Annotated in this window: 21 protein-coding genes; 6 read left to right on the top strand and 15 right to left on the bottom strand. The window is 40.0% G+C overall.

Annotation, left to right across the window (positions count from 1 at the left end):
• Nucleotides 1-121: 121 nt before the first annotated feature.
• From mnmA to AKG39_RS14220, 6 genes are all read right to left on the bottom strand, one after another.
• Nucleotides 122-1189, bottom strand: a complete 1068-nt coding sequence (mnmA, locus tag AKG39_RS14245; protein ID WP_160316199.1) for a tRNA 2-thiouridine(34) synthase MnmA — start codon at nt 1187-1189, stop codon at nt 122-124.
• 10 nt (nt 1190-1199) lie between these two features.
• The gene (locus tag AKG39_RS14240; RefSeq protein WP_050741074.1) at nt 1200-1970 is read right to left on the bottom strand and encodes a cobalamin biosynthesis protein CobQ; all 771 of its coding nucleotides are present in this window, start codon (nt 1968-1970) and stop codon (nt 1200-1202) included.
• Entirely contained in the window at nt 1970-3322 is a 1353-nt protein-coding gene (locus tag AKG39_RS14235; protein ID WP_050741073.1) for a Mur ligase family protein, read from the bottom strand. Before AKG39_RS14235 ends, AKG39_RS14240 begins: the two co-directional genes overlap by 1 nt.
• Nucleotides 3323-3342: 20 nt before the next feature.
• Nucleotides 3343-4356, bottom strand: coding sequence for a potassium channel family protein (locus AKG39_RS14230; protein WP_050741072.1), 1014 nt, complete (start codon nt 4354-4356; stop codon nt 3343-3345).
• Between the two features lie 21 nt (nt 4357-4377).
• Nucleotides 4378-4635 (bottom strand): GIY-YIG nuclease family protein, encoded by a 258-nt coding sequence (locus AKG39_RS14225; RefSeq protein WP_050741071.1) that lies wholly within the window; start codon nt 4633-4635, stop codon nt 4378-4380.
• Between the two features lie 104 nt (nt 4636-4739).
• On the bottom strand, nt 4740-4907 hold the full coding sequence (locus AKG39_RS14220; protein WP_050741070.1) for a zinc-ribbon domain-containing protein: 168 nt from the start codon (nt 4905-4907) through the stop codon (nt 4740-4742).
• A gap of 231 nt (nt 4908-5138) precedes the next feature.
• Between AKG39_RS14220 and AKG39_RS14215 the strand changes: the two genes are divergently transcribed.
• The 4 genes from AKG39_RS14215 (at nt 5139) to AKG39_RS14200 (ending at nt 9897) form a co-directional block, all read left to right on the top strand.
• Nucleotides 5139-6248: an aminopeptidase gene (locus tag AKG39_RS14215; protein ID WP_050741069.1), complete on the top strand. Its 1110-nt coding sequence runs from the start codon at nt 5139-5141 to the stop codon at nt 6246-6248.
• 166 nt (nt 6249-6414) lie between these two features.
• Entirely contained in the window at nt 6415-8088 is a 1674-nt protein-coding gene (locus tag AKG39_RS14210) for a glutamine--tRNA ligase/YqeY domain fusion protein (protein WP_050741068.1), read from the top strand.
• Nucleotides 8089-8141: 53 nt separating this feature from the next.
• Nucleotides 8142-9449, top strand: a complete 1308-nt coding sequence (locus AKG39_RS14205; RefSeq protein ID WP_050741067.1) for a phenylacetate--CoA ligase family protein — start codon at nt 8142-8144, stop codon at nt 9447-9449.
• A 10-nt stretch (nt 9450-9459) separates the two neighbouring features.
• Nucleotides 9460-9897, top strand: a complete 438-nt coding sequence (locus AKG39_RS14200) for an amino acid-binding protein (protein WP_050741066.1) — start codon at nt 9460-9462, stop codon at nt 9895-9897.
• 248 nt (nt 9898-10145) lie between these two features.
• On the opposite strand, the gene AKG39_RS14195 is transcribed toward AKG39_RS14200, so the two are convergent.
• The 9 genes from AKG39_RS14195 to AKG39_RS14155 are packed head-to-tail and all read right to left on the bottom strand — an operon-like array spanning nt 10146 to nt 18757.
• Nucleotides 10146-10760 (bottom strand): V-type ATP synthase subunit D, encoded by a 615-nt coding sequence (locus AKG39_RS14195; RefSeq protein WP_050741065.1) that lies wholly within the window; start codon nt 10758-10760, stop codon nt 10146-10148.
• Nucleotides 10761-10768: 8 nt separating this feature from the next.
• Nucleotides 10769-12151: a V-type ATP synthase subunit B gene (locus tag AKG39_RS14190; protein WP_050741064.1), complete on the bottom strand. Its 1383-nt coding sequence runs from the start codon at nt 12149-12151 to the stop codon at nt 10769-10771.
• A gap of 11 nt (nt 12152-12162) precedes the next feature.
• Nucleotides 12163-13950, bottom strand: coding sequence for a V-type ATP synthase subunit A (locus tag AKG39_RS14185; protein WP_050741063.1), 1788 nt, complete (start codon nt 13948-13950; stop codon nt 12163-12165).
• Entirely contained in the window at nt 13951-14568 is a 618-nt protein-coding gene (locus AKG39_RS14180; protein ID WP_050741062.1) for a V-type ATP synthase subunit E, read from the bottom strand.
• A 12-nt stretch (nt 14569-14580) separates the two neighbouring features.
• Nucleotides 14581-14883, bottom strand: a complete 303-nt coding sequence (locus AKG39_RS14175; RefSeq protein ID WP_050741061.1) for a V-type ATP synthase subunit F — start codon at nt 14881-14883, stop codon at nt 14581-14583.
• A gap of 2 nt (nt 14884-14885) precedes the next feature.
• The gene (locus tag AKG39_RS14170) at nt 14886-15326 is read right to left on the bottom strand and encodes an ATP synthase subunit C (protein WP_050741060.1); all 441 of its coding nucleotides are present in this window, start codon (nt 15324-15326) and stop codon (nt 14886-14888) included.
• A 12-nt stretch (nt 15327-15338) separates the two neighbouring features.
• A complete protein-coding gene (locus tag AKG39_RS14165; protein WP_050741059.1) occupies nt 15339-17309 on the bottom strand; it encodes a V-type ATP synthase subunit I in 1971 nt (656 codons plus the stop codon).
• 20 nt (nt 17310-17329) lie between these two features.
• On the bottom strand, nt 17330-18376 hold the full coding sequence (locus AKG39_RS14160; RefSeq protein WP_083439581.1) for a V-type ATPase subunit: 1047 nt from the start codon (nt 18374-18376) through the stop codon (nt 17330-17332).
• 45 nt (nt 18377-18421) lie between these two features.
• The gene (locus AKG39_RS14155) at nt 18422-18757 is read right to left on the bottom strand and encodes a hypothetical protein (RefSeq protein ID WP_050741058.1); all 336 of its coding nucleotides are present in this window, start codon (nt 18755-18757) and stop codon (nt 18422-18424) included.
• A gap of 249 nt (nt 18758-19006) precedes the next feature.
• Here AKG39_RS14155 and AKG39_RS14150 point away from each other — a divergent pair, with 249 nt between their 5' ends.
• The gene (locus AKG39_RS14150; RefSeq protein WP_050741057.1) at nt 19007-21595 is read left to right on the top strand and encodes a heavy metal translocating P-type ATPase; all 2589 of its coding nucleotides are present in this window, start codon (nt 19007-19009) and stop codon (nt 21593-21595) included.
• A 9-nt stretch (nt 21596-21604) separates the two neighbouring features.
• A complete protein-coding gene (locus tag AKG39_RS14145; RefSeq protein WP_050741056.1) occupies nt 21605-21871 on the top strand; it encodes a metal-sensing transcriptional repressor in 267 nt (88 codons plus the stop codon).
• Nucleotides 21872-21990 lie beyond the last annotated feature (119 nt).

Here is a 21990-nt window from a genome sequence, read left to right as displayed (position 1 = left end):
GAGGCGGACATCTCGAAGAGTGTCCGACGTAGAGTGGAAAAATTGTTTCGTGCGAAACTGGCAGCGAAGCTCACGGCAGTTTCGCAATTATCTATTCTTTGATTACAGAGCTTATTATATCTCAAATTCGAGAATCATCAACTTTTTTTATGATTCCGCCGCCTAAAACCATACGATCCCGGTAAAAAACAAGGGCTTGTCCCGGGGTCGGTGCTCTAACCGGTATGGTGCTTTGAACAAGCGCTTCTCCATTGGGTAAACATTTAAATGTTCCCGGATAGTCATAGCCCCAACGACAAGTTTTAAAGGTCAACGGTCCTTGATCCACTTGATTTTTTTCTAAATTCAAGTGCACTTTTTCGATAATGATTTCATTGGTTAGCAGTGCTTTTTCTTCACCAAGAATAACCGTATTGGTTTTGGGAATAATATCAACCACCGCCAAATGAAGGGGATTTTCGATTCCCAAACCACGGGTCTGACCCAGCGTAAAGCCATGGGCGCCCCGATGTTTTCCCAATATTTTGCCCTGATAGTCCACCAGATTTCCCTGGGGTACCGGACGGGACCCAAAGAGGGCTTCCTTTAAAAATAACGAGTGATTTCCCCTGGGAATAAAACAAATACCCTGGCTTTCAGGGCCATTGGCAATAAAAGGCAGCGAAGTCTGAATCACTTTACGGACAGCGTTTTTAGATTCAAATCTCTTGAGTGGCAGAATCAGACGGCTCAAGATTGACTGATTTAAGTGATATAAAAAATAAGACTGATCCTTGTCCTTATTCTTACTGGCCAGAAGGCTGTAGTGATCATTGATTTTTTGAATTTCCGCATAATGGCCGGTTGCGATCAAGGCCTCATCATAGTTTTCTGCGATTTCCATCAGCAATCTGAATTTGAGGTTCTGGTTGCACAGCATACAGGGATTTGGGGTTTCACCCTTTTTATAACCATTAATAAACGGTTGAATCACTTTCTGGTTAAATCGCGGCTGGGCATTGACAATATGATGGGTAATTCCCAGCTGATCGGCTACCATTGCTGCGGTATTCAACATTTTTTTCTGATTAAAAAAATTAAAGGTTACGCCAATAACCTCGTAACCCTCTTCTTTTAATTGGAATGCGGCGGCGGCACTGTCCACTCCCCCGCTTAATCCCATAATTACATGCTTTTTTTTCTGTTTCATCATAATGCTTTTATTGTTCACTCAATGCTGTGTTTGTGAGTGCTGTTTCCTTAGTTTTAATTAAATTAAGCTTTGTTTTAAAGGAATTTTCTTCCAGAGTATTGTCTCTTTTTATGGCATCGGGATGCATTCCCTTATTATGTTCAATAAGATTAACGATTTCTTCGGTTAACCAGGGATTACAGATAAGAACCGGACCCAGGGTGTTGGTGAAAATCCCCTGGCCTTTAATCACACCCTCCTGGGTGGTTTTCCCAGTATTCCCATACCCGTACTTCAAAAGTCCAAATGGCGTTTCCTCCAGAATTTCAAGATTCATCATCTGGATTTGACATCCGATAATTTCCATTTCCTTATCATTATAACAGCAGGTGAAATACAAATCATCGCCATAGACTGTTTTGTTTTCCACACAATCGACATTCAGAAGGCCAAGCCCGGAAAATGAATAATCCTCACAACGATGCATTAGCTTTCCAAAGATAGCAATGGATGTGCCGGTAACCAGCAAAGGTCGGGTTTCAATGAATGTTGAAAGCGCATTTTTATGTGGTGTTAAAAAACGAACAATCTCCTTGAAATGCACTATTTCTCCCGGTGCACAAAAGAGAAAATCGTAATTCATGGGATCAAAGTCCAGGGTATCAAGGGTGATCTGGTGAACCTCAACGCTGTACCCACGGCGTAACCCTTCAGCTTTTATGGCTAAAATATTGCCTCGGTCCCCGTGAAGATTAAGGGTGTTTGGAAAAAGCCAGCCAATTCTTAAGATATTCGCCATTAGTTTTGGCCTCCTTCAATGAATTTTTTCATCTTATCAAAAGTTGCTAGCCATGTAATCAAATATATATTGTCGGTAGTGGCCTTATCAATTTCTGCAAATATTTGGAGAATATCATCACTGTCCATAATGGTAATATCATCCTTGCTTACGCCTTCATATAAAAGGCGATTGGCGGTATCGTAAGAAACGTGCTCAGAAAAGCAAAGGTACCGTTCAACCTTAGCATTCACCAAAGGCTGAAAATCGCAATCAAAAGCATAAAAGGTATTGGCATAGTGGGGTACAAAGTCCTCCACTACATAAAGCCCTAATGCCACCATTTTTTCTTCGGGATCAGATGCCATAATATTAAGGGCACTTTGCAAGGTATCGGGATTCTCCTGCTTAATTCGCATGTATTTAATGGTTTTTCCTTTGTATTTCAGTATTTCAAAACGGCCGCCAATATTTTTGAAGTTCGCAAAGGATTTTGCGGCTGCAACCGGGGCAATGTCGCAAACTTCCTGACAGACTGCTAATGCACCGGCGTAATTATAAAACATAAAGGGTAAATCATAGGGCATATCAAAGGGAACCTCTTTGCGTTTAAAGGTTTTTTCATTAAAATTAATATCAGTAATTTGATAATCTGAACTTTTTTCACTTGCATAATCACAATTCACACAGTGAAAGGGCCCAACATTATCTGTATTAAAATAGTTAAATTGAATATCATGGTGGCATTTGGGGCAAGCCAATGTGGGATAGTCGGATCCTTTTACAAAGGATTCATCATGTTTGTCAACCCCATAATAAATACAATCCTCTGTTATATGTTCCAAAGACTTGGATCGCGGCTCCTCATTGTTTAAAAACAACCGCATGCCCGGATGAATGAAGCCTGCTAATTTGCGATAAATAAAATCCGGATCGCCATTTCTTTGGACCTGATCCTTTTGCAAGTTGGTGATAATCATATTTTTTGCGGGTAATTGCGCATAAATCAATGGCAGATAACGCTCATCTGTTTCAAATATATAATAATCTGCATTTAATTTGCCGGTCATAGAGGCTTCCTTTGCCAATATGCTGGCAATCCCTCCCAGGAGATTTGCACCCTGGATATTCGTAATAATCTTTTTTCCGTTTTCTTTTAAAATATGATCAATGAGATTGGTGGTGGTTGACTTTCCATTGGTGCCGGTTACAAAAAGCACCTTTGAATAATCAATGTTTTTAAAATTCTTCACAAAATCGGGATCAATTTTTAAAGCTTTCTCGCCGGGAAGATTAGTCCCCCGGTCTTTACTGACTAAATTTATGGCTAGGCCCAGTATTTTTGCATACCACAGCGCAAAATAAAATTTCATTATGTGTTGCCTCTCTTTTTCTAGATATCTCTATTCTTTAATTTTTCTCTGATTACCGGAAACATTTCCAGTTCCTCAGTATCCTTATCTTCACTGCCTTCTTCATTTTGGTTCCGGCTCATTTGCGCGGCTCCGCCAACAACTGCGCCAACAAAGATGGCGGTACTGAACATGCTGGCCAAACCAATGATCATTGCCACCAGTTCGCTGTAAATCATGCCATCCAGCCGAACCGGATGGATGTCCCCATAACCAATAGTTGCAAAAGATATTATCAGATAATAAAACATATCAAATGCATCGAGGGTTCGGCTGGCACTTGTGAGATAAAAGTCTGGGCTTATTTTAAAGCAATTATAAACCATCAGATACAATATCCCCAGTTCGCTAAAAACCAGGACGATCATCCCTTTTAAAATACTTGCGGTTTCCTGATATTTTCTGCGTTTTGAGACGGAACTGCGAATCGAACTGGGATTGGCGATGGCCCGGATCATCACTGAAAAACACAAAAACAAGGCAAATGCCAGACCAACCAGACCAAGCGGCAGGCTGGGCGGGGAAATAAAATCAGCATACAGTACAAACCAATGTCCAAGGATTATATAGTATATCAAATCCACATAACGTGAAACAATATCATCCTGAAACTGATCTAATCGCATAAAGAGACGCTGCACTAAAAATACAATGATGAGGAAGACAATAAAGCTTCCGAAAATTGTAATTAATTCGCTCAAGAGTATACGGTGGTGACTGGAAACAACCAGCAAAGAAATCACCAGCAAAATAGCCGTTACAGTTAGGACCCCCTGGTATTGATACGCAACTGCTATTTTCACAAAAAATCGTCTTAGGGGCTTTATTTTTTGCTTCTCATGTAGCTTTATTTCTTTTGCGTATCGATCTTTATTATAAAAAAGGAACAACTCAAAAATAAAAAGAAGCAGAATAAAACAATCATAAAAAATAATGATGGTGTTTCCATTGGCCAGATTCTGATAAGATGGAAATTCATTTATAATCTCTCCCATGGGATCCTCCTTTAACTTTTGCTATTTGTTTTTATCATCAATCAGTTTCAGTTTTTGTTTTCGCTTGAGTTTTTTAATAAAAGCTTCTCTTTTAAGGGCCTCCGACTTTGTTCCAAAGCCTTCCCAGTGCACCAACGCCACCGGCAAACGGGAACGGGTGTATTTAGCCCCCTGACCTGAATTATGAACCTTAAGCCGGGCCTCAATATTTATTGTCCATCCAGTATATAAGGTATCATCACTACATTTTACGATATAAACATAAGCTATGTCCATCATTTGTTTGCTTTCTCTGTTATTCTTTCATTAAATTTTTGATTCTCAAGTATTTATAAAAAAAAAAGATCCCTAAAAGGGATCTTAATTGCTTTTTTTAAGCGATCCTAGAAACTGCTGTTTCTTGGTCGTCTAGTTTGTTTTCTTTTAGTACGGCATTCGCGACATCTTTTTGGTTCGTTATCAAAGCCTTTTTCTTGGTAGAATTCTTGTTCACCAATTGTGAATACAAATTCTTCGCCACAGTCTTGACAGATTAATGTTTTTTCTTCCATGAGTTACCTCCATCTAATTTTATGTACAGGATCTGATTATTCTCTTTTAAATGGAGCATGGACAATTTTGTCTTAACGTGGTTCCCATTTACTAACTTTAATCATTACTATACTATTGGCATTATACATGAATCCTTAAGTTTTGTCACCTATTTTTTAAATTATTTATTGAGTTTAATTCGTTTATGGTTTATATTTAATAATATCAATTCAATTATAAGGAGATAAACAATGAGAGATCAACGCCTTATTAAATATGCCCATACCCTGGTAAATTACTCACTCTATGTGAAAGAAAACGAATGGGTTGTCATTCGCGGTTCTGAACTGGCCATGCCGCTGATTAAAGAATGCTTCCGAGAAATCCTGAAAGCAGGAGCCCACCCTTCGATACTCCTGATCCCTGAGGGTATTTCAGAAATAATGCTGAAAGAAGGCAGTGACGATCAGCTAAGTTTTAATTCTCCAGTGATGATGGAAGCCTACTCCAAGGCTGATAAGATACTCACTATCCTTGGGGATCATAACCTTAAGTCGCTTACTGGTATTCCCAGCGAACGTATCACCCTACAGCGCAGAGCTGGGGCACCGGTCACAAAAATTTTTCACGATCGGGTTGCCCAGGAGCAAATGGATTGGACCCTGTGTCTTTACCCCACCCACAGTGGGGCCCAGGAAGCCGGTATGTCACTGGATGACTATGAAAACTTCGTTTTTTCCGGATGCCTCCTTGACACCCCAGATCCTGTGGCATCCTGGAAAAAAATCCACGATGATCAACAATCGATGGTTGACTATTTAAATAAAAGAACTGATTATCAAATAATCGCCAACGACACAAACCTGACCCTAAGCACCGAGAGCCGCACCTGGATTAACTCAGATGGCCATCACAATTTCCCTAGTGGCGAGGTGTTTACTGCTCCGGTAAAAGAAAGCGTTAACGGAACCATCCGGTTCAGCTTTCCCGGTATTTACAGTGGTCAGGAAATCGAAGATATCCAGCTTACCTTTGAAAATGGTCGGGTGACAAAGGCTACGGCCAAACGGGGAGAGGATCTTCTAAGAGCTCTTATTGAAACCGACGAAGGCTCCCATTTCGCCGGTGAATTTGCTATTGGTACCAACTATGGCATAAAAAAGTTTACAAAAAACATGCTTTTTGATGAAAAAATCGGGGGTACCATTCATCTTGCCCTAGGGAGTTCCTATCCACAATGTGGCCCGGTAAATGACTCCCTTCTTCATTGGGATATGCTCTGCGATATGAAAAATGGCGGTGAAATATATGCGGATGGTGAGCTTTTTTATAAGGATGGCCATTTTTTAAAAAATCAATAATTCGTAATTGAAAACCAGCTTAAATGCCCGGTTTCGCGATTATCATTTGATAGTCTGCAAAACCGGGCATTTTTCTAAATAAAGAAAAGGGTTATTCAAGCCCTGTGTATTGTAATAATGCCCTGTTTATGGTATTATTGGCAGATATGAAAACAGGAGGATTTTAATGGAGAACACTGAAAAAAAGACAAATTTTATTACCAATGCAATCGATCATGATATCGCAAATAAGGTCTATAAAAACGACCGCGTACATACCCGATTCCCACCAGAACCAAATGGTTATTTACATATAGGTCATGCCAAGGCATCTCTGTTGAATTACCGCATTGCTCAGGAATACAATGGGAAGTTCAATCTTAGATTTGATGATACTAACCCGATTAAAGAAGATATGGAGTATGTAAAGTCCATTAAAGAGGACCTTACCTGGCTGGGTATCGACTGGGAGGACCGTCTTTTTTTCGCATCCAGTTATTTTGAAAAAATGGCAGATTATGCAGTTGAATTAATAAAAAAAGGCCTTGCCTTTGTTGACGATCTTACCGCTGATGAAATGCGGGAATACCGTGGAAATCTTAACGAACCCGGTAAAGAGAGCCCCTATCGTTCCCGGAACATACAAGAGAACTTAGATCTTTTTCTACAGATGAAGGCCGGTAAATTACCAGAAGGCTCCCGGGTTTTACGCGCTAAAATCGATATGACCAGCCCTAACATGAATATGCGGGACCCTACTATTTACAGAATTCTTCATACTAAACACCATGCAACTGATGCCGAATGGTTTATTTTTCCGATGTACGACTATGCACATCCCATTGAGGATGCCATTGAAGGCATAACCCACTCACTGTGTACCCTGGAATTTGAAGACCACCGTCCATTTTACGACTGGGTACTGTCAAACCTTGATAATTTTCAGGAAGAAGCACCCCGTCAAATTGAATTTGCCAAGTTAAATCTTACCAATACCATTGTCGGGAAACGCTATTTAAAACAATTGGTGGATGAGCAAATTGTTGATGGATGGGATGACCCGAGGCTGGCAACCTTATCCGGTTTACGTCGAAGAGGGTACACCCCTGAAGCGATTCAAGCATTCTGCGAAGCCATTGGGACTGCTAAAACAAACAGTACCGTTGACATTGCCATGCTTGAACACTTTATTCGGGATGACCTGAAGTTCAAGGCACCTCGTCTGATGGTAGTTCTTGACCCCTTAAAAATAACCATTACCAATTATCCAGAAGAACAGATCGAATGGGTAGATCTTCCCTTAAATCAGGAAGATCCTGAAATAGGCGAATATTCCACCCCTTTCAGCCGTGAAATTTTTGTGGAACGGTCCGATTTCCTGGAAACACCACCTAAAAAGTTTTATCGGCTTTTCCCAGGGAATGAAGTACGTCTTCGCGGAGCCTATTTTGTGACCTGTAATGAAGTGATCAAGGATGCCGATGGTAAAATCATTGAACTCAAATGCACCTACGATCCCGCCACACGCTCTGGCAGCGGCTTTGCCGAACGTAAAGTTAAGGGTACCATCCATTGGGTGGATGCCAACCTTTCTAAAAAAGTGGAAATTCATCTGTATGATCATCTCATCGTCGATGATGATGGTCTGACTAAGGATAATTTTCTGGATCGCATTAATCCAAACTCCCTTAAAATTATTGAAGCCTATGCAGAACCTGAAGTGATGAAAGCAAAGGCCTTTGACAAATTCCAGTTTATTCGCAATGGATTTTTCTCAGTTGATTCGAAATATTCGACATTGGAGGCACCTGTTTTTAACCAAATCGTCTCCCTGAAAAGTTCCTGGAAACCTGGGAAATAATCATTAAATAAATATTATGGGCAACATTGTGTCCAGGAATTAGAGGAATTTTTATGAAAATCTGGTCTGATCAAGAAACCTTGTCCCGGGAGGAAATCCAAAAATTACAATTTGAACGTTTGTCCAAAACCTTAACCCATGTTTATGAAAATGTACCCCATTATCAAAATAAATTTAAAGCCGCCGGGATTAAACCCAAGGACATTCGTTGCCTCGAAGATCTTCGTCTTCTTCCCTTTACAACAAAAGAAGACCTTCGGGAAACCTATCCTTTCGGTCTTTTTGCCAAACCTAAAAATGAGATTGTCCGGTATCACGCGTCATCGGGCACCACCGGAAAGCCGACGGTTGTCGGCTACACAAAAAATGATATGAAGGTCTGGACAGAGCTGATTGCCAGAATTGTCACCATGGGAGGTGTTACCAATGCAGATACCGCTCAGATTTCTTTTGGATTCGGTCTTTTTACCGGAGCCTTTGGTCTCCAGCAGGGACTTGAAGAAGTTGGCGCCGGGGTAATCCCAATGTCCAGTGGCAACACCCAAAAACAGATCATGATCATGCAGGATTTTCAGACCACGGCCCTTATTGCCACCCCTTCCTATGCTTTACATCTTGCCGAAGCTGCCGCTGAAATGGGAATTGACCCTAGAAAAGATCTTTTTCTAAAATACGGTCTCTTTGGCGGTGAAGGCTCCACCGAAGAAATGCGGGCAAAGCTCAACGAAGCTTGGGGGATTTTTTCAACCGAAAACTACGGCATGAGTGAACTCATCGGTCCTGGTGTTTCCGGTGAATGTCGGGCCCTTAAAGGCATGCATATTTGTGAAGATCACTTTATTGCTGAGATTATCGATCCGGAAACCCTGGAAGTCCTCCCGGCCGGATCCACCGGTGAACTGGTTATCACACCTATTACCAAAGAAGCGCTTCCTTTGATACGATACCGAACCAAGGACATTACAAGGATTGACTACACTCCCTGCGACTGTGGCAGGACATCTGCCCGGATGGCAAAAATAACCGGTCGTACTGATGATATGCTCATCATCGGCGGGGTCAATGTTTTCCCATCCCAAATTGAGGGTGTCCTTCTTGGCATCAAAGGTATTGGATCAAACTACCAAATTCGAGTGCTTAAAAAAGGTTATCTGGACCGCATTGAAATCGATGTTGAGATCAGTGACCACAATCTCCTTGATTCTGTCACATTTCTGGATCGTCTTTATAAAGAAATTGAAACAAAGCTACATACAATTCTCGGAATTCATGCCGGAATTCACTTGGTTGACCCCAAAAGCCTTGCCCGATCTGAAGGTAAAGCAAAACGTGTTATTGATCTAAGATCTGAAAACTTATAGGAGGTTTATCATGTTAATTAATCAATTATCTGTTTTTATTGAAAATAAAAAAGGCCATCTGAGTAAAATTACAAAAGTTTTAAAAGATGCCTCAGTTGATATTCGCGCTATTTCGGTATTTGACAGTGCCGAATTTGGGATCCTGCGGATGGTAGTTGACAAACCGGATGAAGGCGTTGCCGCCCTTAAAAATGCCGGACACGTGGTCAAACAAAGTTTTGTCTTGGCCGTTGAGCCATCCGATAAGGTTGGTAGTTTCCACGATGTCTTCAATGTTCTTTTTGAAAATGACCTTAATATTGAATACGTATATTCGTTTGTGATGCCCAATAACACCGGCGCACCTCTGATCATTCTAAAAGTGGATGACCAGGAAAAAGCCATCGATGTTTTAACAAAATCCGGTATAATTGTGATCCCCAAAGAAGAGATTTATAACCCCAGCTAAAAAAATCCTCAAAATAAAAAGCCAGACCTCATCGAGTTCTGGCTTTAGTTTATCGGCAAACCCGTCCTGGGGACAATGGTAAATCGTTGTCGGCTGCATGATCGGACAGGCTGTCGCCTGTTCGCCATGATGCCGACAACTGATGTTACGATTGTCCCCAGGACTATACTTTTCTGCTTTGTCTACTGTCTCAAGCCAGATCTTAATTAGGCTTACTTTTTATCATTATAAACTATCTTTTTTTAATTCTATCGCTTGCTCTTGATTTTCTTGAGTCTGAAAAACTCTTCCCGTTCTTTTTCTTCAATGGTATCCTGAATGTATTTTATTTCGTCTTTTAGTTTGGGGATTTGGATTTTATCCAAGGCGTTGGCACTTTTCTGGGTCTTTTTTATTTCCAATGACAGCTTATAGGCTGTTGTTTCAATTTGCGCCAATTGGTAGGACAAATATTTAACATCGGTAAATTTTTTGATGGTAATATCGAGTGCCGGGTTGTTCTCATAAAAGCCGTAGGGCAAAATCTGATCTGATGCCTCGGTATAAATCACTTCAGGAATATCCACACCCATAACGCCTTTTGTACGAATATCAAAAGGGATCTCGGAGTTTACGGATAAAGCAAATTCTTCTAGATGGTTAAGTCCCATACTGATTGAAGTCTGTTTCAGCGCCTCGTAAGCCTCCTGAAAAAGCCGTCCGATTTCACTTTCAATGATTTCCGCTTCTTTAACAAGTTGCATAATCTCCTGAATTAATATGGTTCTTTTTTTATCCAAAAGATCATACCCTTTTTCGGAAAAGTTCAGGCGCGCTTTTGTTTTAATTAAATTTGCTTTGGTAGGGGTTGTTTTAATGGCCATCCCATCACCTACTCATCTTGGGGGAGATATTTTTCAATCATTTCAGGGGTTAAGCGATCAAGTTCAGCCAGCGGTAAAAGCGCTAACAGCTTCCATCCCAAATCAAGACTCTCGATGATATTTCGACTTTCATCAAATCCCTGATTTAAAAACTCAGCCTCAAAGGCTCGACCAAAAGTCATAAATTTCTTATCGGTTTGGCTTAAATCCTCTTCTCCAATAATCTGGGATAAATCCCGGACTTCCTGAACTCTCGAATATGAAGCAAAAAGCTGATTTGCTACTTCAGCATGATCTTCACGGGTAAAACCCTCACCGATCCCATCTTTCATCAGCCTTGACAGTGACGGCAGCACAGCGACCGGAGGATAAATACTGCGTTGAAATAGATCACGGCCCAGGACAATCTGTCCCTCGGTGATATATCCGGTTAAATCCGCAATGGGATGAGTAATATCATCATTTGGCATGGTCAGAATCGGCAAAAATGTAATGGATCCCTTACGGTCATGCAGCATTCCCGCCCGTTCATAAAGAGATGCTAAATCTGAGTACATATACCCCGGATAGCCTTTTCGACTGGGCACCTCTTCTCGGGCTGATGAAATTTCCCGAAGGGCCTCACAATAACTGGTAATATCGGTCATAACAACCAGAATATGCATGTTTTTTTCAAAAGCAAGATATTCGGCCGCGGTTAACGCACACCGTGGGGTTGTGATTCGTTCAGCAATAGGGTCATCGGCGTAGTTGACAAACATCACCACACGATCCATAACATTGGCCTCATCAAAACTTTTTCTAAAAAACTTTTCATCGTCATGCTTAACCCCAATGGCGGCAAAAACCACACCAAAGGCTTCATCCACATCATCCCCTAATTGGGCCTGTCTGACGATCTGGGCGGCCAGTTCATTATGAGGTAATCCATTTCCTGAAAAAATTGGAAGTTTTTGACCGCGGATCAAGGTGGCCAGCGTATCAATTGAGGAAATGCCGGTTTGAATAAAGTTTCGCGGGTATTCTCTGGCCATGGGATTGATGGGTCTGCCGTTAATGTTGGCTTCAACCATGCTGAAAATATCGCTGCCGCTATCGATGGGTTCACCAATGCCATTGAATATACGACCCTGTAAATCCAGTGACATGGGCAAATTAAAGGCTTCCCCGGTAAATTTAATGGTGCTGTTCCCTGCTGCTAACCCTGCGGTGTTTTGAAAAACCTGGATCACCACATTTTTTCCATCAATTTTAATGACTTTTCCTTTTTTCACATTGCCGGTACTATTTTCTACAATATCAACAACCTCTCCATAAAATACGTCATCCACATCGGATACTTGAATGAGGGGACCAACAACCTTGTCAATTTTTAAATAATCTCTTTTCATTGTCTTCCCCCTTAATTCTCATATTTTTTAAAGAGTGCATCATAATAAGTGTCAATGGTATCTTTTAATCGATCAATACCGCTGAGGTCATCATTGGGAATAGTGTATTTCATTTTAATAAACTGTCCAAAAATATCTGCATCTTTAAGCTGTGACGTTGGAATCCCCAGTTTTAAACCGGAACGGCCTTTTTCATAAAGATATTCTATGGATTTTAGCATGGCATATTGTTTTTCCAATGGCACATAGGTATCATCTTTGTTATACGCATTTTGCTGCAGATAACCGACTTTAATGATTTTTGCAATTTCCAATACCCAGCGCTGGTCATCGGGAAGTACGTCTTCGCCGACCAACATGACCATTTCCTGGAGTTTGTTCTCTTCATATAAAAGTTCCAGCATTTTGTTTCTTAAATCAATACAGTCTTCAGCTACGTTATCTTCGTACCAATCCGATAAGATTTTGATATATCCGCTATAGCTTTCAAGCCAATTAATGGCTGGATAATGCCGACCATAGGCCAGACTTTTATCCAGGGCTAAAAAGACATTGACAAAACGCTTGGTATTTTCAGTTACAGGTTCTGAGAAATCCCCACCGGCCGGTGAAACGGCACCAATAATGGTAATAGAACCATCATCTCCGCCAAGGGTTTCGACACTTCCGGCCCGTTCATAAAATTCTGCAATACGAGAAGGCAGGTATGCGGGATAGCCTTCTTCGGCTGGCATTTCCTCCAAACGACCGGAAATTTCCCGTAAGGCTTCTGCCCAGCGGGAGGTGGAATCAGCCATCATCGCAACCGCATAGCCCATATCCCGATAGTATTCGGCGATGGTAATCCCAGTATAAATACTGGCTTCACGAGCGGCAACAGGCATATTGGAAGTATTGGCAATCAGCACCGTTCGCTCCATTATGGATTCTCCTGACCTCGGATCGATGAGCTTGGGAAAGTCTTCAATAACCTCAGTCATTTCATTACCACGTTCACCGCATCCAATATAAACAATAATATCGGCATCCGACCATTTTGCCAACTGATGCTGGGTCATTGTTTTCCCGGTACCAAATCCTCCTGGAATAGCCGCTGTCCCCCCCTTTGCAATGGGAAAGAAGATATCAATAACCCGTTGTCCGGTAATCAGCGGTACCAATGTTTCCCGACGATACGCCGATGGTCTTGGAGTTCGTACCGGCCAATCATGAGCCATTTTCAATTCATGAATTTCATTTTTTCCATCCTGTATTTTGACCAAGGTGTCTATAATAGTATAACTGCCATTAGCACTAACTTCAATTACCGTTCCCGATATATTGGGGGGAACCAGCAATCGGTTTTCAATAACCTTTGTTTCCTGGACCGAACCGAAAATACTCCCAGCCAGCAAAACATCACCGGGCTTTGCTGTAATGGTTACATCCCAAAGCTTTTCTTCATCAATGGATAGAAGACCGATGCCTTCAGGAATAAAGATCGGCGAAATTTCCTGGATTTTCTCCAGTGGCCGCTGAATGCCGTCAAACATATTCTTAAGCATGCCCGGCCCTAATTTTAGACTCAGGGGACGGCCAGTGGGTGTTATTTCCTCGCCGGTTTTTAACCCCTCGGTTTCTTCGTATACTTGAATGGTTCCGACATCTCCTTCTAAGACGATGACTTCTCCAATCAGCCGATTTTTCCCGACCATAACCATTTCACGCATTTTAAAGGTGGTCATGTTTGTTCCTTTAATAACTGGGCCATTAATGGCAGAAATAATTCCTCTTACTTTATTTTCTTCGATTTCCGCCATCTAACTCACCTGCTTTTCCATAAACCCATTAAGTGTCATCCCAATGAGCTTATAATTGGTTTTAATAAGATTATCAACTGTAAAATCGCTGTGAATTCGACTATCCGCATCTTCAACAATTATGCCGCCAATGATCTCTTTTGATTGGATTCGATACTCAATGGAATAATCAGACAATTTTTCTTCCGCAAGTTTTTTTATCATAGCTTGCTCATGTTCGTTGGAAAATATAATGAGATCTTTTTTTTCTTTAAATACCTCGGGAATATTGTCAATGCACCGGCTGAGATAGTTACTGTAAAGATCGCTGGTAATGTATTCTTTAGCCTTTTCACGAATCATCTGATTAAAATCCATGAGTATGCGATTCTTCTCTTCCAACTCCAATGTCTTAGCCTTATTTTTCCCCTCAGCAATAATTTTATTTTTATCTCTGAAAATCATATGTTTACCACGTTCTTCAATGGCATGTTTTTCTTTTTTTATCTTCAATTGAGAGTTTTCCTTAAGCTGCCGTTGTTCATCTTTTGCTTTGTTGATAATATTTTTTCCCCATGTCCGTTCCTTTTTTAAAAGGTATTGGGTAAATACCCGGAGTTTTTCTTCAACTGAAATCATTTCATCACATCCTTACAATCCCACAGATTCTTTAATATAACGAGTAATCATGCCTTCATTTCTCTGATAACCATATCTGTCAGGAATTACTGTGATCAAAGGCGAAAAATATTTACTCTTTGATTCCAATACCAATTCTTCCATCATCAGATAGGCTTTTTCAGTTAGAAAGATAATTCCAATATCTTTATTCTTCAATGCATCCAGAAATGCATTCTCAATTTCGTTTTTGGTCTTTAAATAAACACCTTCGATGCCAGCCAGCTGCATTCCTAAAAAAGAATCGCGGTTCTCACTGATCACATAAGACTTCATTCCTATAAACTTCCAATAATCAAGATTGAAATAATTAAACCATAAATGGCCACACCTTCAGCCAAACCAACATAGATCAATGTTTTACCAAGAATTTTTTGATCTTCGGAAACCGCTCCCAAAGCTGCTGAACCAACAACACCAACAGCATAACCGGCACCGGCACAGGCAAGACCGGTGGATAATGCAGCTGCAATGTAACCAAGTCCGGCATCCGTGATGCCGCTGGTAGTAGCGGTAGTTGCAGCAGAAACCAGGCTGGGTGCCATAACGACCAGGGCTGCACCCAAAATTGGGATAAAGGTGGTTAAATTAATACGCAAAAACTTTTTCATCTTAGTGCGTTTTTCATCACAATCGTTATAAACAAAGTAAACACCTACTGCGATGGTTCCTAAAACAAGTAAAGCAGCGCCAATAGTGATCAGAGTTAATACATTCATTTTGTGTTCTCCTTAAAATAAATTGATTTGCAGGTCAACTGGTTTGAATTCAACCCCGTCGCCTGTATAATATTTACTGAATAATTCGTAGAATTGTAATCTGAGTGCTTGAATCGATACGATAAGGCCTTCAAGTACAATAATCAGTACATTTGCAAAAATAAAAATTCCAACACTGATTATCCCATTTTGCGCCATCAACGACAGCGTTTGAAAAGCCATGAATAAACCAACATGGGTCAGAGCAAAAGCCCCAATTCTGATAAAAGAAAGGGTGTTGCTAAACATCGCCAGCAGCATTTCAAAAAGCTCAAATCCGCTTTCAACATAGTAATCGGAAGCGCTTTCTTCATAAAGCGGGCTATGCTTCATTAAATAATTGGCCAGCGGTTCTCTGACAAGTACAATCAATATCATAAGAATTGCAAGTCCAATTAATATGGGGTTCAATAGCTGCGCTGTACCAAAACCACTCAAATTTATGCCAACAAGACCAAGAAATGAAGCATAGAGGATAAAACCACAGATTCCGTTTTTACCAAAAACCCCTTCTTTAATTTCCTTTTTTTTAAGCTTATTGATAATACTGTAAACATAGGCTGCAAAAAGCATACCAATTCCAACAAACACCGCCGTGAGAAGTATGGTATTGACTTCTTCGAAAGGTCTGACCCAGATCGGCTGGATTATTTCTTCAAATCCGAAAAAGCTTCCATACATAAAACCAAAGAATGTAGAGCATATTCCTAAGCGAAAGAGCACGTTCCCAAGCTCCACTCCCTTTTTACCCAGAATAAATCCGGCCAGTGCAAGGACCAGTCCCTGGCCGACGTCACCGAACATAAATCCAAAACAGAACATATAAGTAATGCTTAAAAAAGGGGTTGGGTCCAGCTCATTGTATGAGGGAACCCCATACATTTTTACCAAAGCTTCAAATGGCCGAAAAAGCCAATTATTTTTCATTTTTGTGGGTGGTTTACCGCCACGCTCGTTGGGACTGGAAAACATCACAATGATATCCGGATACTTAGCAGCAATGGCTTCCATTCTGCTTTTATCTTTTTTCGAAATCCAACCTGAAAAATAAAAGTTATTTTCACTGAAGGCCATATTTTTTTTGATAATACTCAGATTGCTGTAAAGACTGAGGGTATTAAAACTGTCCGTTGCTTCTTCACGGTTTTCTTCTAAATGAACAACCAGAGCTTTCATTAAATCGATGTGCTGTTCTGTTAAAGTGATTATTTCGGCATTAATCAGTTGCAGGTTTTCTTTTGGCGATTTAGTGTATTCTTTATTGAAACCTTCTATGGGTTTGAAATTTAGTGCCTTCAGAATTCGCTGAGACTCAATTTCCAAATCCTTTGGTGAAATAATCATGAAAACTTCTTCATTATCTTCCTGATTTCCCACATGAAAAACGATGGAGGTAACACTGTTATAAATGCTTTTTAAGCGTGCCGCATTATCCCTGGTGACTGAACCTAAACTATAGGAAAAATTTTCCATGTTATCAAGTTCACTCATTTGTATATTCAGTTCATCCAAATATGAATATGCGGCTCTGCTTTTATTAAGCGCTTCAATTCGATCATTTATTTCTTTGAGTTGACCATACTCAACCTCAAGATTCCCTTCAAATTCTCTGGCTTTGGATAAGGCTTTCCCAAGGTCACTGTCACCCTTGGCCAACGAAATCATATCCAGCTTGAGCGAACCTTTGTAGAGTTCATTTAATTTTTTTACCGTTTTAACAAATTTCTTTTCATCCATCATGGATTCGCCCGATACAAGTTGTGCAAATCCCAGTAATTCACCGATATTTTCTTCGCGAATTGGAAGAATAAATCGACCGGAATCGATTTCCTGCATGGCATCTACAATTTGTATATCATTGAAAAGAAAAATGTCTTTGGCAAATTTATCAACATAGTTGATTTTTCCGACCACATTCATCATAATCACATTTTCAATTGCCATAGAATACTTCCTTTCACACCCTAATCAATGGGTCTGATTAAATAATTTTTTGTTTCTTCCTGCCCCATTCGATACCGCTTGCTTTCAATAATTGATGTAATATCTTCAATTTCGAAATCCAACAGCCGAATATAAGCAACCACCCGTCCCAAACCGCTATCCGCTTTATTAAATAGTTTCAAATACATATAGTGAAGATAGCGTTCACGACGGCGCTCCATAAATAAGTCAATGGTTTTCGTATGATTAAAAAGAAAAGCATATTCAGAATTTTTAAGTAATTCCTTCATTTCCACTAAATCTTTTGTATACACCAAATCCAGCAGTTTTCTTTCAGTGATTTCCAGCCCACCTCTTAACGAATAGGCGATTAGCTCTTCTCTTGACAAATCATAAAACTTTTTACCGCGATAGATCCAGATTAAATTCAGCAAATCAATATTGCGTCGCTGAGCGTCGATTAAATCCTGATTCTCTTTTTTATTTAATTTTTGCAATCGATTTTTAAGTAAATCGTAATAATATCGATCAAGGTTCTTTTCAACCATGATTAAATCCTGCTCTGCACTAATATCTTTATAAATTTCTAAAATTCGATAATAGTCAGTATCCACAAGAAGTTTTTTAAACTCTTCCCAGTCCTTTACTCGCATTAATCGTTCAAAAGGCACCTTCGAATTGTTTTGTGAATACACAAGAAGTCCTCTTAGTGATTCCAGGTCATCTTTCCTGGCAATTCCCCGAATTAAAATTCTCAAAGACTCCACTTCCAAATGAACTAAAAATGTCTGGAAAAATATTTTTTCTTCCCCTAATAAATAGTGCATCAGTTTTTCTGTCTCGCGAATTTTCAAATCATTAAGATGGGCCTCAAACTCAGTTCTGTGAAGATTTTCAGGATTCAACCCCTGCAAAAATTCACCATAATATGTATTGTCACGTAGATATTGAAATACTTCTTTTAAGTCTTTTGCCTTAATTAGCTCACGATAATCCTGATCACTGATTTTTCGAGCTTTCATAGCAAGCGCTTTTGTATTTATAGCTGCATGTTTACTTTTAGACATTGACATCCCACCCTTTTCTCTATAATTTAGACAGGAACTCAAATATTACATTCTAAACAATTTTTCAAGTATTTCCGCTGCTTTTTCATCTTTTTTTTCATCGTATCTGCAACGAATTTTCATAAGTTCTTGTTCCATCGAATTAATTATTGCTTGCCGTTCACCCTTTGCTTTGTCGATTTCATTTTGATAATTTTCTTTTGCCAGCTCTTGAACACTATCCAATTCAGCTTTTTCTCTGTCTTTTATTCCTTTTTTTGAACGATCCAGAATTCGCTCTGCCCGTTGTGCAACATTTTTTTTAATGCGCACTGCTTTTTTATCCAGATCAATCACTTGTTGGATGACTTTGTTAATATCCGCATCTTCACTATTCAGCATACCAGTCTCCTTTCAAACAACAGTTGACACTAAGTTTCTTCTTATTAATATACCCTTTAATCATAATCTTAATTATAGCACTTTAAAATATGTTAGCAACCTCTATTTTTATCGTCAAACGTTTCCATATTTCCGCTTTATAATAATTACATTATTAATAATTGGACTTGACTTTTTCTGAAAATAGTATTAAAATTAATTATAATACCCTCCCCCATAGGGGGTGTACTTCTTAGAAAGGAATTAATTATGAAAAAAGTTCAGTTTAAAATTAGTGGAATGACTTGCACCGCATGTGCTGCAGCCATTGAACGTAAGGTTAACCAGATTGACGGCGTAGCATCCGCAGTCATAAATTTTTCAACCGAGAACCTAGTAGTGACTTTTCAAAAAGAGCTTGTCAGTTCGGAAATAATTGTAAAAGCCATCGAATCCCTTGGCTATGGCGCTGCTCCTATTGATGAATCCCCTGCTCCTAATAAACCCAGATCAAAAGGTCAGCCCGAGTATCAAAAACAAATTTTGGAAATACGAAATCGACTTATTATATCACTAATCTTCACGATTCCTTTGTTTTATCTTGCCATGGGAACGATGATTGGTTTGCCGGTCCCTTCTTTTTTGGCTGGACCGCAGAATCTCCTCATCAATGCTCTGACACAATTATTTTTAACGCTGCCGGTTATTTATCTATGCCGTCATTTTTATTATAATGGCTTTAAGGCTCTGGCAAAACGCATACCAAATATGGACTCGCTGGTAGCCGTTGGAACCAGTGCTTCGCTTATTTATGGAGTCGTTGTACTTTTTATTCTTGCCTATGGCTTTTCCTATGATAACATGGATTTAATCCATCATTATTCACACGAGCTTTACTTTGAGTCCGCAGCTGTGATACTTGTATTGATTACCTTAGGTAAATATTTTGAAACGAAAGCCAAGGGTAAAACATCCCAAGCCATTGAAAAGCTCATTGCACTGGCTCCTGAAAGTGCCCGTGTTATTCGGGACAACCAAGAGGTTGAAATTCCCATTGAAGATGTTCAGTTAGATGATCGGGTTATCATTCGCCCAGGCGACCGAATTCCCGTAGATGGCGAAATTCTTTCTGGTCATTCCAGCGTTGATGAATCCCTGCTCACCGGTGAAAGCATTCCGATTGAAAAGAAAATTGGTGATTCTGTAATTTGCGGAAGTATCAATAAAACCGGGGCATTTGAATTTAGGGCTACAAAAATAGGTAATGACACGACCTTGAGTAAAATAATTCAATTGGTTGAAGAAGCTCAGTCATCCAAGGCTCCCATTGCAAAAATTGCCGATCAAATCAGCCGATACTTTGTCCCCATTGTTATGGGCATTTCCCTCCTTTCGTTTAGCGTTTGGATGTTCCTGGGTTACGGTCTTTCCTTTTCTCTTTCCATAGGGATTTCGGTTTTAGTCATTTCATGTCCCTGTGCTCTCGGACTTGCCACACCTACCGCCATTATGGTCGGCACAGGCAAAGGCGCCGAAAAAGGAATCCTTTTTAAAAATGGACCGTCCCTGGAAATTCTGGGAAAATCTGATACGATTGTGTTTGATAAAACTGGAACACTTACTGTTGGAGCCCCTTCGGTAACAGATGTAATTTTGTATGATGATTCCATTAGTCCCCAGAAACTTTTAACCCTCACTGCTTCACTAGAGCAAAAATCAGAGCATCCCTTAAGTGAAGCCATTGTTAATAAAGCCTTGCATAACAATCTTGAATTGGTTGATGCCACTGAATTCAATGCCTTTCCAGGCATGGGTATTCAGGGTAAAATAGGCGATCTTATGATTTTTGCCGGAAATCCAAAACTCATGGAACAGGAAAACATTGCTTTAGGCAGTATTACTGAAGATTATAATCGTCTGTCGGATATGGGAAAAACCCCACTGATAATTGCCTGGAATCAAGAATTGAAAGGAATTATTGGGGTTGCGGACACCATTAAAGAAAATAGCCTTCAAGCTATTACACAGCTTAAAGCCATGGGATTAAACGTCCATATGCTTACCGGTGACAATGAACGTACCGCCATGGCAATTGGTAAAACGGTAGGCATTGATAACGTTGTTGCCAATGTACTCCCCCACGAAAAATCGCATCACATTAAAAACCTTCAGCTTCAGGGCCGCCAGGTTATAATGGTAGGTGATGGCATCAATGATGCCCCTGCATTGGCACAGAGCAATGTTGGAATCGCCATTGGCAATGGCACCGATGTTGCCATTGAATCTGCTGATATTATCCTGATGCAAAATGACTTATTAAACATTGTATCAGCTATTCAGCTTAGTAAAGCCACTTTACGGAATATCAAACAAAATCTGTTTTGGGCCTTTATCTATAACGTTATTGGTATCCCTTTAGCAGCCGGGCTCCTATTTATTCCCTTTGGTTTAAAACTCAATCCCATGTTTGCAGCTGCCGCTATGAGTTTCAGCTCCGTTTCTGTGGTGCTGAATGCATTATCTTTAAAAGCATTTAAGCCAAAGCTTAACCAAAAATATACCGTAAAAGATAATGATGCAATTTCAGAAATAAATTTTTCTTTGAATAGAAGTGATGAAAATATTGAAAACAATAAGAAAGCAGGAAATAAAATGAAAAAAGTATTAAAAGTCGATCAAATGTCTTGTCAACATTGCGTTAAACGCGTGGAGGATACCCTTAATGCCATCGAAGGCATCGATTCTGTGCTTGTATCTTTGGAAAAAGGCGAAGTGACCTATGAGGCCACAAATTCCGTTGATGATAAGGTTGTCATTGCTGCCCTCACTGATAGCGGCTATCCAGCAGCATTTCTCTAGGCCTAAACAATGGAAAAGAAAGATCGAAGTACTGAACTCAATCTATTGAAGACTGCTCGCGGCCAGATTGATGGGATTATCAAGATGATTGATGATGATCGCTATTGTATTGATATTTCAAAACAGGTTTTAGCTGTTCAGGCGCTCCTCAAAAAAACAAATCTTGAAATACTGAAAAAGCATATGAATCACTGCGTTAAAACCGCCTTTGAAGAAGGACAGGGTGAAGATAAAATCGATGAAATCATGCTTGTATTGGATAAATACTACCGTTAAAACGGTGAAAAGCCGGATCCAATTGGATCCGGCTTTTCATCGTTTATGGTTTAATCCAATTACTTATTTTAAAAAAGAAAAAAACCGCATTACTATGCGGTTAAAATACTAAAATGGTG

This window comes from Acetobacterium bakii, from assembly GCF_001263355.1.
Lineage (GTDB): Bacteria > Bacillota > Clostridia > Eubacteriales > Eubacteriaceae > Acetobacterium > Acetobacterium bakii.
This window is presented reverse-complemented; position numbering and strand designations above follow the sequence as displayed.

Coding starts and splice junctions, on each gene's coding strand:
- mnmA (WP_160316199.1), bottom strand. CDS start 1,189: ATGAAACAGAAAAAAAAGCATGTAATTATGGGATTAAGCGGGGGAGTG.
- AKG39_RS14240 (WP_050741074.1), bottom strand. CDS start 1,970: ATGGCGAATATCTTAAGAATTGGCTGGCTTTTTCCAAACACCCTTAAT.
- AKG39_RS14235 (WP_050741073.1), bottom strand. CDS start 3,322: ATGAAATTTTATTTTGCGCTGTGGTATGCAAAAATACTGGGCCTAGCC.
- AKG39_RS14230 (WP_050741072.1), bottom strand. CDS start 4,356: ATGGGAGAGATTATAAATGAATTTCCATCTTATCAGAATCTGGCCAAT.
- AKG39_RS14225 (WP_050741071.1), bottom strand. CDS start 4,635: ATGATGGACATAGCTTATGTTTATATCGTAAAATGTAGTGATGATACC.
- AKG39_RS14220 (WP_050741070.1), bottom strand. CDS start 4,907: ATGGAAGAAAAAACATTAATCTGTCAAGACTGTGGCGAAGAATTTGTA.
- AKG39_RS14215 (WP_050741069.1), top strand. CDS start 5,139: ATGAGAGATCAACGCCTTATTAAATATGCCCATACCCTGGTAAATTAC.
- AKG39_RS14210 (WP_050741068.1), top strand. CDS start 6,415: ATGGAGAACACTGAAAAAAAGACAAATTTTATTACCAATGCAATCGAT.
- AKG39_RS14205 (WP_050741067.1), top strand. CDS start 8,142: ATGAAAATCTGGTCTGATCAAGAAACCTTGTCCCGGGAGGAAATCCAA.
- AKG39_RS14200 (WP_050741066.1), top strand. CDS start 9,460: ATGTTAATTAATCAATTATCTGTTTTTATTGAAAATAAAAAAGGCCAT.
- AKG39_RS14195 (WP_050741065.1), bottom strand. CDS start 10,760: ATGGCCATTAAAACAACCCCTACCAAAGCAAATTTAATTAAAACAAAA.
- AKG39_RS14190 (WP_050741064.1), bottom strand. CDS start 12,151: ATGAAAAGAGATTATTTAAAAATTGACAAGGTTGTTGGTCCCCTCATT.
- AKG39_RS14185 (WP_050741063.1), bottom strand. CDS start 13,950: ATGGCGGAAATCGAAGAAAATAAAGTAAGAGGAATTATTTCTGCCATT.
- AKG39_RS14180 (WP_050741062.1), bottom strand. CDS start 14,568: ATGATTTCAGTTGAAGAAAAACTCCGGGTATTTACCCAATACCTTTTA.
- AKG39_RS14175 (WP_050741061.1), bottom strand. CDS start 14,883: ATGAAGTCTTATGTGATCAGTGAGAACCGCGATTCTTTTTTAGGAATG.
- AKG39_RS14170 (WP_050741060.1), bottom strand. CDS start 15,326: ATGAATGTATTAACTCTGATCACTATTGGCGCTGCTTTACTTGTTTTA.
- AKG39_RS14165 (WP_050741059.1), bottom strand. CDS start 17,309: ATGGCAATTGAAAATGTGATTATGATGAATGTGGTCGGAAAAATCAAC.
- AKG39_RS14160 (WP_083439581.1), bottom strand. CDS start 18,376: ATGTCTAAAAGTAAACATGCAGCTATAAATACAAAAGCGCTTGCTATG.
- AKG39_RS14155 (WP_050741058.1), bottom strand. CDS start 18,757: ATGCTGAATAGTGAAGATGCGGATATTAACAAAGTCATCCAACAAGTG.
- AKG39_RS14150 (WP_050741057.1), top strand. CDS start 19,007: ATGAAAAAAGTTCAGTTTAAAATTAGTGGAATGACTTGCACCGCATGT.
- AKG39_RS14145 (WP_050741056.1), top strand. CDS start 21,605: ATGGAAAAGAAAGATCGAAGTACTGAACTCAATCTATTGAAGACTGCT.